At 37.3% G+C, this 12909-nt stretch carries 11 protein-coding genes and 1 other RNA gene; 3 read left to right on the top strand and 9 right to left on the bottom strand.

All coding sequences use genetic code 11. From position 1 onward, the window contains the following. Positions 1-44 precede the first annotated feature (44 nt). From rnpB to EO244_RS07050, 4 genes are all read right to left on the bottom strand, one after another. An RNA gene (gene rnpB / locus EO244_RS07065) (RNase P RNA component class A) lies at positions 45-408 on the bottom strand. 107 nt (positions 409-515) lie between these two features. Further along, positions 516-902: a YchJ family protein gene (locus EO244_RS07060; RefSeq protein ID WP_129253957.1), complete on the bottom strand. Its 387-nt coding sequence runs from the start codon at positions 900-902 to the stop codon at positions 516-518. 23 nt (positions 903-925) lie between these two features. Beyond that, a complete protein-coding gene (locus EO244_RS07055; RefSeq protein WP_129253956.1) occupies positions 926-1771 on the bottom strand; it encodes a hypothetical protein in 846 nt (281 codons plus the stop codon). Positions 1772-1797: 26 nt separating this feature from the next. Beyond that, positions 1798-2934: an MFS transporter gene (locus tag EO244_RS07050; protein WP_206734511.1), complete on the bottom strand. Its 1137-nt coding sequence runs from the start codon at positions 2932-2934 to the stop codon at positions 1798-1800. Positions 2935-3028: 94 nt separating this feature from the next. Here EO244_RS07050 and EO244_RS07045 point away from each other — a divergent pair, with 94 nt between their 5' ends. Together EO244_RS07045 and EO244_RS07040 are read left to right on the top strand one after the other, a co-directional pair. After that, on the top strand, positions 3029-3544 hold the full coding sequence (locus EO244_RS07045; protein ID WP_129253955.1) for a nitroreductase family protein: 516 nt from the start codon (positions 3029-3031) through the stop codon (positions 3542-3544). Positions 3545-3607: 63 nt separating this feature from the next. Then, positions 3608-4567, top strand: coding sequence for a CobW family GTP-binding protein (locus tag EO244_RS07040; protein ID WP_129253954.1), 960 nt, complete (start codon positions 3608-3610; stop codon positions 4565-4567). A gap of 61 nt (positions 4568-4628) precedes the next feature. Here the strand turns inward: EO244_RS07040 and EO244_RS07035 are convergent, their stop codons facing one another. Further along, positions 4629-6317 (bottom strand): sensor histidine kinase, encoded by a 1689-nt coding sequence (locus tag EO244_RS07035; RefSeq protein WP_164977438.1) that lies wholly within the window; start codon positions 6315-6317, stop codon positions 4629-4631. 615 nt (positions 6318-6932) lie between these two features. On the opposite strand from EO244_RS07035, the gene EO244_RS07030 reads away from it, so the two are divergent. After that, entirely contained in the window at positions 6933-8198 is a 1266-nt protein-coding gene (locus EO244_RS07030) for a metallophosphoesterase (protein ID WP_129253952.1), read from the top strand. A gap of 70 nt (positions 8199-8268) precedes the next feature. Here the strand turns inward: EO244_RS07030 and EO244_RS07025 are convergent, their stop codons facing one another. The 4 genes from EO244_RS07025 to EO244_RS07010 all read right to left on the bottom strand — a co-directional run bounded on the left by EO244_RS07025 (position 8269) and on the right by EO244_RS07010 (position 12908). Beyond that, a complete protein-coding gene (locus EO244_RS07025; RefSeq protein WP_129253951.1) occupies positions 8269-9453 on the bottom strand; it encodes a SpoIIE family protein phosphatase in 1185 nt (394 codons plus the stop codon). A 46-nt stretch (positions 9454-9499) separates the two neighbouring features. Next, positions 9500-11338: a [Fe-Fe] hydrogenase large subunit C-terminal domain-containing protein gene (locus EO244_RS07020; protein WP_129253950.1), complete on the bottom strand. Its 1839-nt coding sequence runs from the start codon at positions 11336-11338 to the stop codon at positions 9500-9502. A 54-nt stretch (positions 11339-11392) separates the two neighbouring features. Further along, on the bottom strand, positions 11393-11644 hold the full coding sequence (locus tag EO244_RS07015) for a (2Fe-2S) ferredoxin domain-containing protein (protein ID WP_129253949.1): 252 nt from the start codon (positions 11642-11644) through the stop codon (positions 11393-11395). A 79-nt stretch (positions 11645-11723) separates the two neighbouring features. Next, positions 11724-12908, bottom strand: coding sequence for a SpoIIE family protein phosphatase (locus EO244_RS07010; protein WP_129253948.1), 1185 nt, complete (start codon positions 12906-12908; stop codon positions 11724-11726). Position 12909 lies beyond the last annotated feature (1 nt).

Genomic DNA, 12909 nt, shown 5'->3' with positions numbered 1-12909 from the left:
AAGCAATATTCTATTTTGATTCTTTCTCAGAATCAAGATGTTTAAAAGTTGGCAAACCTATAAGCCGGGTCCTGTTTTCCCCGAAGGGAACTTCTATCATTTATCTAGAACATAAGTCACCCTATGTCTCGAGCAATCTACCCCCCGACATCGACCGAGTAAAGTCTACAGCTGTCGGTATACTTGATCTTGCAAGCCATGAGGCACACAGCTGCCCATGTCACCACAGGCACTGGTGAGCTCTTACCTCACCTTTTCACCCTTACCCTATTTCCGAAAAAATAAGGCGGTTATTTTCTGTTCCACTACTATAAGCTTTCGCCTATCTTCCCGTTAAGAAGCATGGTACTCTGCCTTGCCCGGACTTTCCTCTCTTTCTTGCGAAACAGCGATAGAACGGTTTGCCGATGCAAAGGTAATCTATTTTATGAGTTTATAATATCAGACAATTGCCTTTCTCATTAAAAATGTCAGTGTTTCCAGTTAGTACAAGAAATAAATTTCTCTTCAACTTCTTATTTCCCATCAACATAAAACCATTGCCCTTTTTCGAAACGAAAAAAGGAATCTTCAATCATTTCGTGAATCTTTCCCGCTTCGCTATAAAGGGCTTTAAATTTGACACGTCCCTCCTGATCACCAGGTTTACCTTTTTGAGTTGAAATAACCTGCAAACCAAGCCACATAACTGAAGTAGCCCACTGTTTAATTTCTGCACGCTCACTATTGGGACGCGTTTCAGGAGCATATGTTTTCATTATATAATCAACATCGGCTACTACGAAAGCGGAATACCGACTTCGCATCAACTCTTCGGCTGATTGTGCAACTCTCTGACCTGAATGCAATGCCCCGCAACAAGCCTCATATGACTGAGATCTCCCACAAAAACAATTCTTCATATTTAGCTGATTATTAATAAAGCCTAATTGAAGTCCTTGAAGAAAACATCGAGTTTATCGAAATCCTGTTCCCCAATAAGTGACAAAAATCTCGCAAAACCCGGTGCTACAGTTTTAAGGCTATCCTTAATCTTGAACATGGCATTAAACTCTGTGATAAACTCGGCACGCATATCAAAGGTACTTACTAAGGTTTCATAGAATAATTTGAACAGATTCTTCTCATTCTGCAATAAAGCATCGTCCAATGAGATGACTTTAAGTAAATTATTTAAAAGCTCAGTATCTTTATATTCGATTGCTACTGCCAATCCTTTAGTATAATGTGCAAATAACAACTGCAATGATTCCTTATCGTTGTAAGCAGGGATTGGTATGGGTGTGAACAAACAATCCTTATAGGTATCAAGAGCTTTATCTTTCTCACCAAGACTCATCAATACAAATGCTTTCACATTGCAAAGACCAAGCTGATAGAATTCTCTGTACTGATCGAACACCAAATCTTTTTCTGCTTGCTCCAATACAGGCAAGGCTTGTGAAAGCGATTCATTCAATTTTGCTTTCCCTCTGTTGATTGAAAACTCAGCTGTATATTGCAAAGCCCAATTCAATCCGTAAACCCATCTGCCTGAAGTAGAACACGACGAATAGCCCTTTTCATATTCCTGCCCCGCTTCAGTCAATTCGCCAAATAGTGCAAAAGCTGCAGCACGATGCTGGAGAATATCCAAAAAGAATCTGGGCTCACCCTTTAATGCCATATGGGTATTGTCATTTATAAACTCTCGAATGATTTTTGGATCTTTTTCTGTAATTCCCTTGTTGTATAAAGCAACCAGGCTTTTGTAAATATTTTCTGAAGTCATATTTTAATAATAGTTCTATTAGAAACTTAATTTTCTATTTTAATTTTTTGAACAAACACAAGAGATACAACACATAAAATTGCTCCTGCAATAAAAGGAATTTGCCAATGCCACATCCACAGTAAACCACCACAAACCGGTATCACAACTGCCGATATATGATTTATGGTAAAGCCAACGGCCATCGAAGGCGCAATATCTTTCTTGTCTCCAGTTTTATGAAAATAGGTATTGATTCCCATAGAGAAACCAAAAAAGATATGATCGACAATATAAAGAATTGCAACCACCAATCCATTCTCAATAAAAGCATAACCCAGGAACACAAAAATCAAACTAATGTATTCCAAACTGAGCATTTTACGCTCTCCAAACCGATTTATACCCTTGGCAATGTAAGGCGATATAAAATAAGTGATGATGTTATTAATGATAAAAAGCAAAGCAATATTTTGCACACTAAATTGATATTTCTGAACCAACATAAACACGGCAAAAACTACAAAAATCTGACGGCGTGCTCCACTTAAAAAGTTCAAAACATAGAACAACCAATAGCGCTTTCGGAGCACCATCCCTTTATTCTGAGCAGGGATATTCTTGTTTTCCGGTTTCCAGAAAAAAGCCCAAATTGCCAACAGTGTAATTAAGACACCCGCAACAATAAAATTCATTTGCAGCGATAAATGGCCTGCCAACAACCAAATAAAAGCCCCCATAGCAACATTGGCAACAGCTGCCCAACTCTTCTGTTTTGCAAACACATGAGGAGCCTGTTCGAAATTAAAATATTGAAGCGTTAAAGATTTATTCGTCGTTTCGAAATAATGAAAGCCAATCGACATGATTAGGGTCGTAAAAATCAGTCCATAAAACGAAGGGAAAAAACCTGTCATGGCAACACCTATACCAACCAACAATACCGAAATAGCTGACAAGCGATGTTCGCGCACAAAAAACAAAACGTAAATCACCAGAAGAGCTAAAAAACCAGGAATTTCACGAACAGATTGAATCACCCCAAGTTGAAAGCCATTAATTCCAACTTCGTCAACGGCCAAATTATTAAAGAGTGTACGCCAAGCCTGATGGCCTGCTGTTGCAGCAACCACCAATAGCATCAAATAGGCATACATTTTATTTTGTTTGAGTTCCTTCAGCATAATGCATGTATAAATTAGGCCTGCAAAGTTATAAATAGAAACTTTAATGGACCTGAAAAATTCGTATTTTTACAAAGAATTAAAAAAGACTACTATGAGTTTGATTGATATTATCAAAAACCGCTACTCGGTTCGTGCCTACTTAGATAAAGAGGTCGAAGAAGAAAAATTACTGCAGATACTTGAAGCCGGACAATATGCCCCTTCTGCCGTCAACTTTCAACCCTGGCATTTCATTGTGATTCGAGAAAAAGAAAATCATGCCAATTTTTCTGAAATTTATCATCGTGACTGGTTTAACGAAGCACCCGTATACATTGTAATTTGTTCCGACCACAGCAAATCGTGGAAACGCGCTGAAGATGAAAAAGATCATGCCGATATTGACGCAGCTATCACAACCGATCATATGACTCTGCAAGCAACAGAACTCGGTCTTGGAACCTGCTGGATTTGCAATTTTCATGTCCAAAAATGTCGTGATTTCTTTAATCTTCCTGAGCATATTGAGCCTGTTGCCATCCTGTCATTAGGTTATCCTGATTTAGAGAAACAACCTGTAAAGAAGAGAAAAAGCCTGGAAGAAATTGTGCATTGGGAAAAATTTTAATTGATCACCCAAAACTTATAAGCCTCCATTTCACTATTAACAAGACGATTTTAGCAACACTATATGAGTAAGATACCTGTAACGGTTATCACTGGATTTTTAGGTGCAGGAAAAACCAGCCTTTTAAATAACCTGATTAAAAAATATAAGAACAAAAAATTCGTTGTCATAGAAAATGAATTTGGCGAAGAAAACATCGATTCTGAACTTGTCACAAACATTAAGGATCAAAACTTATTTGAACTAAGCAACGGCTGTATCTGCTGTAATCTAAACACCGAACTCTTTCTGGTACTCGAAAACCTGATCAAAACCAATCACAAGTTCAATCATCTCTTAATTGAAACAACCGGGATTGCTGACCCAGGCAATATTTTAGCATCATTTATTTCTGACCCGGGTATTAAAGCGAAGTTTGAACTCGACTCAGTCATCTGTTTGGTTGATGCAGCTAATGCGAATCAGGATTTAAAGAATGAAGAAGTTCTCAACAAACAGATTGCCATTGCAGATACTCTTATAGTCAATAAAATTGATTTAGCCACGGATGAAGCCATAGACAAACTCAATTCAAACCTTAAAGAGATAAACCCTACTGCAAACATTTACAAAACAAGTCAATCCGATATTAAAGACAAACAATTACTGGATGTTTATGCCTATAATCCTCAGAACATCTATCAATTTCTATTCTCGTTGGAAGGTCAAACTGATACAAAACACGAGCACAGTATTGAGAATTTCTGCTTTAAAAGTAAACGTCCATTCAATCAATTAAAATTTGGTGGCTGGCTGGATGCTTTTCTGCAATTCAATTCAGATACTATCTATCGTGTAAAAGGGATTTTAAACATCTCAGGAGTAGAAAATCGAATTCTTCTGCAATCGGTTCATACCCAAATTCAAGCAACTGTGGGGCGACCATGGACTACAGATGAAGACAAAGAAAGTAAAATTGTGTTTATTGGAAAAACATTAAACAGAGAGGTAATTGAAAAAAACCTGATAGAACTCTGTGATTAATAAAAGCCACAACTTTGCTTAAACAAAGTTGTGGCTTCACAAACCAACTTATAGAAAATATCTAATTAACTTCGCAAAACACATCCGGTTTTATCAACAATGCCGGATCATAATCTACGTAAGGAAGTGTGAAGTAGAAACAAGAACCTTCATTCTCTACAGATTCCACCCATACTTTTCCTCCCATTGATTTCACAAAAGCCCTTGTTATAGACAAACCAAGCCCCAATCCACCGTATTGACGCATATCAGATTCCTGAACTTGTCTGAAATTCTCAAAAATAATTTTAAACAAATCTTTTGAAATGCCAATCCCGGTATCTTTAACATAGAATTCAATAAAATCGCCCTTCTTGTTATAACCTATTTCAATACAACCATTATGAGTGAATTTAATCGCATTATCGATAAGATTTCTAAATATTTTCAAAAGATACAGGCGATCGGCAAAAACCCTTTTTACACAACTGCTTAAAACAATTCTTAATTCTAAATTTTTTCGTTCTGTAAAGATTTTATATTCCCTCTCAATATTTGATAGCAAACTGTCAATTTCTATTGGCTCCATTTTTATATCTGAATGCCCCGATTGCACTTTAGCAATATCAACAATCTCATTCACTACATTTAACAACTGATTGGAATTTTCTGAAATGATATCCAAATAACTGGCTCTATCTTCCATACTAATATCTGGAGAAGCCAGAAACTCGGCAAAACCTAGAATCCCATTCATGGGAGTACGAATCTCGTGTGATATATTATTCAAAAAAGCATTCTTAAGCTCATCAACCTTACTGGCATCCAACTGAGCCTGAATTAACTCTTTTTTTAGTAAGTTTTCTCTTTTTGCATAATAAATAAAGAAAAACAATAATCCAAAAACCAATAAACCCACAGATAAAATCAAATACACATGCTTCCTGCTCATATGAATAAACGAATTGGGTTTATTGATTACAATCCAATCATCCGGGAACACTGAGGGAACCAGTTTTGACCTCTTCAATTCTTTATAATCCAAATAACACTGGTTAGGACTTTCATCCAAAACCGGAATATCTTTGATGGCTTTCCCTTTAAGAACCTGATCTGCAATTTTTAAAGCTTCCTGTGTCTGTCTATAGTGATGAATCAGATAACCCCCTACAATTCCATCATTCAAACCATGTTTCCATAAATGATAAATTGGTAAATCACTATTCTTCTTTATAAAATCCAAGCCTTCGTAAAAGGGCTTATATTTAAAATTCTTATCTCTGTAAAGAGACAGTAATAAAAGCGCCTTCTCGCCCTTTAACTGCTGCAAATTCTTTTCAAACTCCGAAAAACTTAGTTCCGCTAAATTAAGCTCATGAACATTAATTTCGGTGTTCAAACCTTTTGTATTCATAACCCTTTTCAAATCGGTTTTACCCGATTCGCTATTGTCACTAATGATATACATTTCTTTAAGCTTGGGATTGAGCGTCTTTGCAAGATTTATCGTTTCCTTTATAGATATATCTTCAACAATCCCTGTACAATTAGGGTTTGTATTTTGTTTTCTGGCCAAATCGAGATTATTAATCCCCCAAAAAACAATAGGTTTATTCTGACACAATTCCTCCTCATACTTCAAGACATACTCCAATGCATAATCATCAGCTACCAGAAATAAGTCGTAGGGTTTTCTTTTTGACAACTTATATGACAAAAAATCATGAAAATGCTTAACATAAACATCATCAACAAATTCTTTACTATTCATAAACTCCACATCAATTTGATAATGCGTTGTGTCTATAAATTCTTGAATTGCTTTCGCAGAATGAATATAAGTTGGAAAATTACTATTATAAGAATCAATTAGGCAGATTCGTTGTCGTTTTGTTTCTCTAATTTTTTGTGAAAACAGATTAAAAGGTAAAAATAAAACAATAAATAAAAGACAATAATGCAAAGAGCTAACTCTATTCTTCACATTCATAATTAAGGAATTATCTAATAGCATTCGGGTATAATTTGATCATAGATTAGTTGTAATGGATGCACAATTTAATAATAAAGATAGGCACTTCCAAATTTTGACTAAAATACAAATAACTTAGACTAACATTAAATTTGACTCATCAAATACTGTCTTTATATAGATTAATGAATACTTCAGATTTAACATATTCAGGTTCACGCAATTAGTCGCACTCATCATTTTTAATCAATTTATTTTCAGAAAAAAAAATAGTTCTTAATCGAACAATCCCGGAATTGAGTCGGTTATTTAAACAGAAATAAATGGCTATAGAAATGAACACAATGGATATCAATCGACTAAGTAAGAAAAAAACTTATCTTTGTCGATGTTATTTAAAGATAAAAACCAAATATGAAAGCAAGTGTATTTTTAATCATTCCACTTCTAATCTTCATGTTTATCGTGGATTTATACACCTATCGAGGTCTAAAACCGCTTATCAATAAAATAAAACCTGAATTCATCAGAAAGCTGTTAAAACAACTCTACTGGTCTATTTCACTAGGTATCTTTGCTGCATTTGTTCTTTTCTTCTTCAGAATAAAATATGTTCAAAGAGCAGAGGCATACGTCTATTTTAGCTATTTGATAGGTGCATTTGCCCTATTTTATATACCCAAGTTTGTTCTGATTCTTTTCGTTTTACTTAAAGATGTGCAGAAAGCTGTAAGCTGGCTCATTGGGGCCCTTACAAACGTGAAGAAAGAAAAAAAGTTTGAATCAAAAACGAAAAGAAAAATGGAACGTTCCGAATTCCTATATCAAATGGGCCTAATTATGGCTGCAATCCCCTTTGCCTCGATCCTTTATGGGGTTACAAAAGGGAAATTCGAATTTCGTATTATACGTGAAAGCCTGAACTTCCCGAATTTACCCAAGGCATTTCAAGGGCTCAGAATTGTGCAGATTTCAGATATGCATTTAGGAAGTTTTAACAAGAACTTCGAAAAAATTGAAAAAGCTGTAGAGCTTATTAACGAACAAAATCCTGATATTATTCTATTTACCGGTGATTTAGTGAACAACTTTGCCGAAGAAACTGATGGTTGGGCTCCAATATTAGACAAAATGGAAGCCCCAATGGGTAAATATTCAATTTTGGGAAATCACGATTACGGAGATTATTCTCACTGGTCATCACCTGAAGAGAAAGCTGAAAATCTTAAACGAATTAAAGATTTTCACAAGGAAATGGGTTTTAAACTACTATTGAACGAAACCGAAAGACTAAAAATTAATGATGATGAAATAGCACTGATTGGTGTGGAAAATTGGGGCAAGCCCCCTTTCCCTCAACATGGCAATCTGGATCTTGCAATGAAAAACACGAACGACTTACCATTCAAACTTCTTATGAGCCATGATCCATCACACTGGGATGAAAAAGTATTAGATACTGATATCGATCTTACCTTTGCCGGTCATACCCATGGTATGCAATTCGGAATCGAACGTGCCGGAATCAAATGGAGTCCTGTGCAATACAAATACCCACGTTGGGGTGGCTTATATAATGAAGGGAAGCAATTTATATATGTCAACCGAGGCTTTGGTTATATCGGCTTCCCGGGCCGAATTGGTATGCCACCGGAAATCACGTTAATCGAACTCAACTAAGGAAACAAGAATAGAACTTTAAAGGCAAACAGCGTACTTAATCTGACTGTCTTTCCAAGTTTACAGAAGTTTAAATAAAATTCAATTTCACATCCTTTAGAAATTTTTCTTCGAGTAGGCGAACAACACGTTTCACAACCGTACGTCGTATCTCCAACTCAACCGGCAAGTTAGGATCCTGATGCGCCAGATTAATTCGTGTTCCATTAATGATAGAGATCTGATCGCTTTGCAGCAAATAGTGCACGATCTGATCAGCTGGTCCTTCTCCCAATTGGTAATTGGAATCATATTCCTCTAATATCCGAGCAACTTTACCAATGGTTAAAATGCCTTCAGTTACCAGATTGATACTTTCCATATAGGCAATAGGAGGCAATTCCGGATCACTTATTGTCATACCCGGGGCAAATTTCAGCCCTAATTCCCTGGCAATAATTTCAGCAGTTGACCCGCCACAGATAATTTTCTTCCCCTTAAAATGATAAACCCGCATTGCCAATTCCGAGTCCTTATCCATTTCAAACGGAGGCCCTGTACAAAGTAACAATTTACGAGGCTCTCTAAAATAAATCACACCAGCACTAGTATCATCCTTGGGTTCATCCTGATCGTTACGTGAGGCACGCTTGACAATTTTTTTTCCAAGTGCATTGGACGAAATATAGGGTGACGATTTAATAATTTGCTTAACAAAATCAACCACATTATCGAGACCCCATCCAAAAGGAAAGGCTTGACTTCCCATACCTGACTGCATAATTCCATCTGACCAAAAGAGTATTCGATCCTCTTTTCTGGCAATAAACTGACAGGCTCTTAATATTTTCCCTTTGTTCTCCTCACTTTCAAGTTCAATATTCTCCCAACCCGGATCAAAGAATTTATCACCGCGCATAATGACACAATCTGGATTATCGAACTCCATAATACGCGTCGTACCATCGTATTCAATATCAACAATAGTAAAGGTGGAATAGCTCACCTTCCTCACACTACACACAGGGAGCGTGTTCATAATAATCTCTGCAATGGTTTTAAAATCCTTATGCTCAATGGTAAAATTCATTGCCATTGAAGCAGTCAGCGTAGCCAAAACATTAGCTTTCACACCACTTCCCATCCCATCACTAAGAATAACGATTGTCCGATTTTCTTCCTTAATTCGTCGCGATAAAAAGACATCACCACAGATCATGTCACCATAATGAAACAACTGCGGGCAATCTATATCCAGGTGAAATTTTTCCTCCATAGGGATTTATAGTGTTTATTTAGGCTAATATCAGTTATAAATGAATCTACTTATCTGTTGTGTGAGATTTAATGATGGAATTCAAAATTTTCTCGGTTTTTGATGCCGATTCACCCAACAAAAAAGCAATTTGCTGAACCGTTTGTAAATTCTCCTTAATCACATCGCGAGCTCGATCGATCACTTCCTCTTTTCGAACCTCCGGCGCAAATAAATCACGAATGATACCACCAACAACCTTATTCTTCTTGATAGTGAAAACGGAGACATTGAAAAGGCGGCTTCCAAAATGCACATCCTTTTTCAAAATATCTTCGCCATTCATTAATACGGTTGAAAACAGGCGATGAAACGGAATTACCTTGGATAGATCAGCATCAACCAAGCCCGGAATAATTTCATTCAACAGTTTGGTTTCTTCTCCAAGGAGATTTACAAAGCTATTGTTCGACTCAATAATTTTAAGATTTTCATCAACAATCACAACGCCTGTTGGCAATTTCTGAAGCATAGCTGAAACCGTTTCACTGGCTTCAACAGCTAGTCGGTGTTCCTCCTTTGCTTTACTTTCCGATTCTTTAAGTGCAATCTTGGTTTGAGTGAGCTTTTCGTTGGTTTCGCCTAATTTCTTGATATAGGCATTCATATTTTTAATTGTGACCGATGAGCATTGCTCAAATTTGGCAATCCCCTGCACCTTAGCTTCTGCAAATTTTCTGCAGGTTTCGTAACCACAAGAACCACAACCTAACTGGTCTTCAATTTTACTTTTCCCCATTTCATTGAGAACTGCCTGCACTTCTTCCTCAGTAGGAATAGGGAGTCTCATATCCTTCACCTTAAATGTCCGCGATAAATCCATATGACTGTAAGTATCGATTTCTTTTTGCCATTGCTTTTCATCAAAGGTGTTTAAGCGCTTACGCACATATTGCACAACCTGCGAACGACGAGAAAATTTACGTCCTCCTTTTGATGTCCCGGGTCCCATAATACAACCATCACAATAAAAAAGATCGAGATGTTGGTTCAGATTGCTACTGCTTTGAAATTCTTCCAAAGAGCGAAGAAAATTATTACGTCCCTCAGTGCTGATAATATTTCCCCGAAGCATGCTGTTATCAATTTCAGCTGCCTGAAACAAACCATGGCTCACCGGAAAAAGACCGCCGATACGAGCGAATGGCGGATCAAATTCTGAGAACTCAACCTTCTTCTCTGTAATGCCACTTTCCTTAAAGAGTTTTCTCAATTCAATAAAACTCAATACAGCTTGAATCTCACCGTCGCTTTTATTAAAATATTTCACATCATCCTTACTCGCTACACAGGGTGAAAGCGAAACAACTTTAACATCCTCTCCATATTTTTCACGAACCACCTTAGCCATCGCAATAATTGGATTGACAATGGGCGCCAAATTCTCAACCAAATCCGGATAATACCGCTCTACATGATTCACTAATACCGGGCACTTTGTTGATAGATAATATTTACCTTGAAAATTATTGAACAGCTCTTTATACTTAAAGGCTACCAAATCTGCCCCAAAAGCTGCCTCAACCACATAATCGAACCCCAACTCCCTAATCATCCCCACAAAATGGCGGTAATCATTAATATCATCAAATTCACCGGAAATACTTGGATCACAGATGGCCACAACTTTCTCATCACGCGTGAGAAGCTCCTTCACATAATCTTCTTCATTCCGATACTCAATTGCATCCTGAGCGCAAATACTCACACAGTTTCCACAACCAATACACCGATTCGCGATAATATGAGCGTGATTATCTTCAATTTTAATCGCCTTGGCAGGACAAACCCGAATACAAGTATAACTCAGGTTGCATTTATCCTTATTTGTCTTAATCAGTTGCATGAGACTGCGAATTTTAGAGTGAGAAAAGGCTAATCAAAAGTCAGAATTGAAATTTTAGACTTCTTCAAACACCTTTTTTAGGATATCAATGGCTCCTTCAGCATCAACTTCTTTATAAACTTCGTCTTCAATCTTTAAAATTGGACCAACAGAACAGTTTCCTGTACAAAGTTCTCCATGAAAAAAGACCAAATCGGTTAAATTATTCTTGTCGAAAAATTCTTTTACAGACTGTAATGTCTTGCCATTACCTCTTGAGAAACAGGAACTCCCCAAACAAATGGTAACATCCTTTTTATCACTCATGGTATTGTTTGATTATGTTTTGTTTTAATTTTGATTATCGAAAAATTAACGGATTTCACCGCCGCAAGCTTCCAACCATTTAAATATAGCTAAGATCTACATCTTTCAAAAACTTTTCCTCCAAAAGCATCGCAATGTTTTTCACAACTGTTCGACGAATTTCCAACTCTACAGGCAAATTGGGATCCTGATGCGCCACATTAATTTTTGTCCCGATAATAATCTCGATTCGATCACTCTCAAGCAACAATTTTACAATCTGATCAGCTGGCCCCTGATGAAGAACCGTGTTCTGGTTGTACGTTTTTAATAATCGCTGAACTTTTCCCAGTGTCAGAATGCCTTCGGTTAGTAAATCCAAGCCTTTCAGGTAAGAAACAGGAGGCAATTCAGAATCTGTGATATTCAAATCGATTTTCAGCTCTTCACCAAACTCTCTGGATAAAATACTGGCCGTTGTCCCCCCACAGGCGATCTTTTTCCCCTTGAATTCACTCACTCGTTTGGCTAGCTGTGTATCTTTTGATTTGCTGTAAGGAGGTCCTGTGCAAAGCAACAAATCGCGGGGTTCACGCAAATACACAACCGCACATGAAGTATCATCCTTTGGTACAGCACCATAATTAGCCACAGCTCTGTCAACCACAGCGCGCCCCAACTGCTTTGCAGATAAATAGGGTTGGCGCCTGATCATCCCTCTTACAAATTCATTTAAATTCTCCTGGCCCCATCCAAAGGGAAAACGTTTGGTTCCCATTCCCGAATTAGTCACCCCGTCAGAACAAAAAACAATTCGGTCTTCTTTCTCTGCTCTAAAACGATAGGAGAACAAACTCTTACCAGAGTTATTCGCCCCCTCAAGACTCAATTCTTCACACTGAGGCTGAAATACGTCCAAGCCTCTTAGAACCAAACATTCAGGACTATCATATCGAATGATACGTGTTTCACCATCGCATTCAATATCAACAATAGTGAAGGTCGAATAGCTGGCTTTTCGTTTACTGCAGATAGGCAGGGTTTTCATAATTACCTCGGCTGCCTTTCGAATATCTTTATTCACCCGCATGTAATTCAAAACCATTGAAGCCGTCAAGGTTCCCAAAACATTGGCTTTAACACCACTTCCCAGTCCATCGGAAAGAACCAGCAGCGTGCGCCCCTCCTCTTTAATTTTCTCCGACATAAACACATCGCCGCAAATCACCTGTTTGCCGGGATTCTTTTGCAAACACTCAACTTCTATATAATAATCGGAATGCATA

The organism is Ancylomarina salipaludis (assembly GCF_004122035.1).
GTDB lineage: Bacteria > Bacteroidota > Bacteroidia > Bacteroidales > Marinifilaceae > Ancylomarina > Ancylomarina salipaludis.
This window is presented reverse-complemented; position numbering and strand designations above follow the sequence as displayed.

Excerpts from the sequence above, each read along its gene's own strand:
- EO244_RS07060 (WP_129253957.1), bottom strand. The coding sequence starts at position 902 with ATGAAGAATTGTTTTTGTGGGAGATCTCAGTCATATGAGGCTTGTTGC.
- EO244_RS07055 (WP_129253956.1), bottom strand. The coding sequence starts at position 1,771 with ATGACTTCAGAAAATATTTACAAAAGCCTGGTTGCTTTATACAACAAG.
- EO244_RS07050 (WP_206734511.1), bottom strand. The coding sequence starts at position 2,934 with ATGCTGAAGGAACTCAAACAAAATAAAATGTATGCCTATTTGATGCTA.
- EO244_RS07045 (WP_129253955.1), top strand. The coding sequence starts at position 3,029 with ATGAGTTTGATTGATATTATCAAAAACCGCTACTCGGTTCGTGCCTAC.
- EO244_RS07040 (WP_129253954.1), top strand. The coding sequence starts at position 3,608 with ATGAGTAAGATACCTGTAACGGTTATCACTGGATTTTTAGGTGCAGGA.
- EO244_RS07035 (WP_164977438.1), bottom strand. The coding sequence starts at position 6,317 with ATGAATAGTAAAGAATTTGTTGATGATGTTTATGTTAAGCATTTTCAT.
- EO244_RS07030 (WP_129253952.1), top strand. The coding sequence starts at position 6,933 with ATGAAAGCAAGTGTATTTTTAATCATTCCACTTCTAATCTTCATGTTT.
- EO244_RS07025 (WP_129253951.1), bottom strand. The coding sequence starts at position 9,453 with ATGGAGGAAAAATTTCACCTGGATATAGATTGCCCGCAGTTGTTTCAT.
- EO244_RS07020 (WP_129253950.1), bottom strand. The coding sequence starts at position 11,338 with ATGCAACTGATTAAGACAAATAAGGATAAATGCAACCTGAGTTATACT.
- EO244_RS07015 (WP_129253949.1), bottom strand. The coding sequence starts at position 11,644 with ATGAGTGATAAAAAGGATGTTACCATTTGTTTGGGGAGTTCCTGTTTC.
- EO244_RS07010 (WP_129253948.1), bottom strand. The coding sequence starts at position 12,908 with ATGCATTCCGATTATTATATAGAAGTTGAGTGTTTGCAAAAGAATCCC.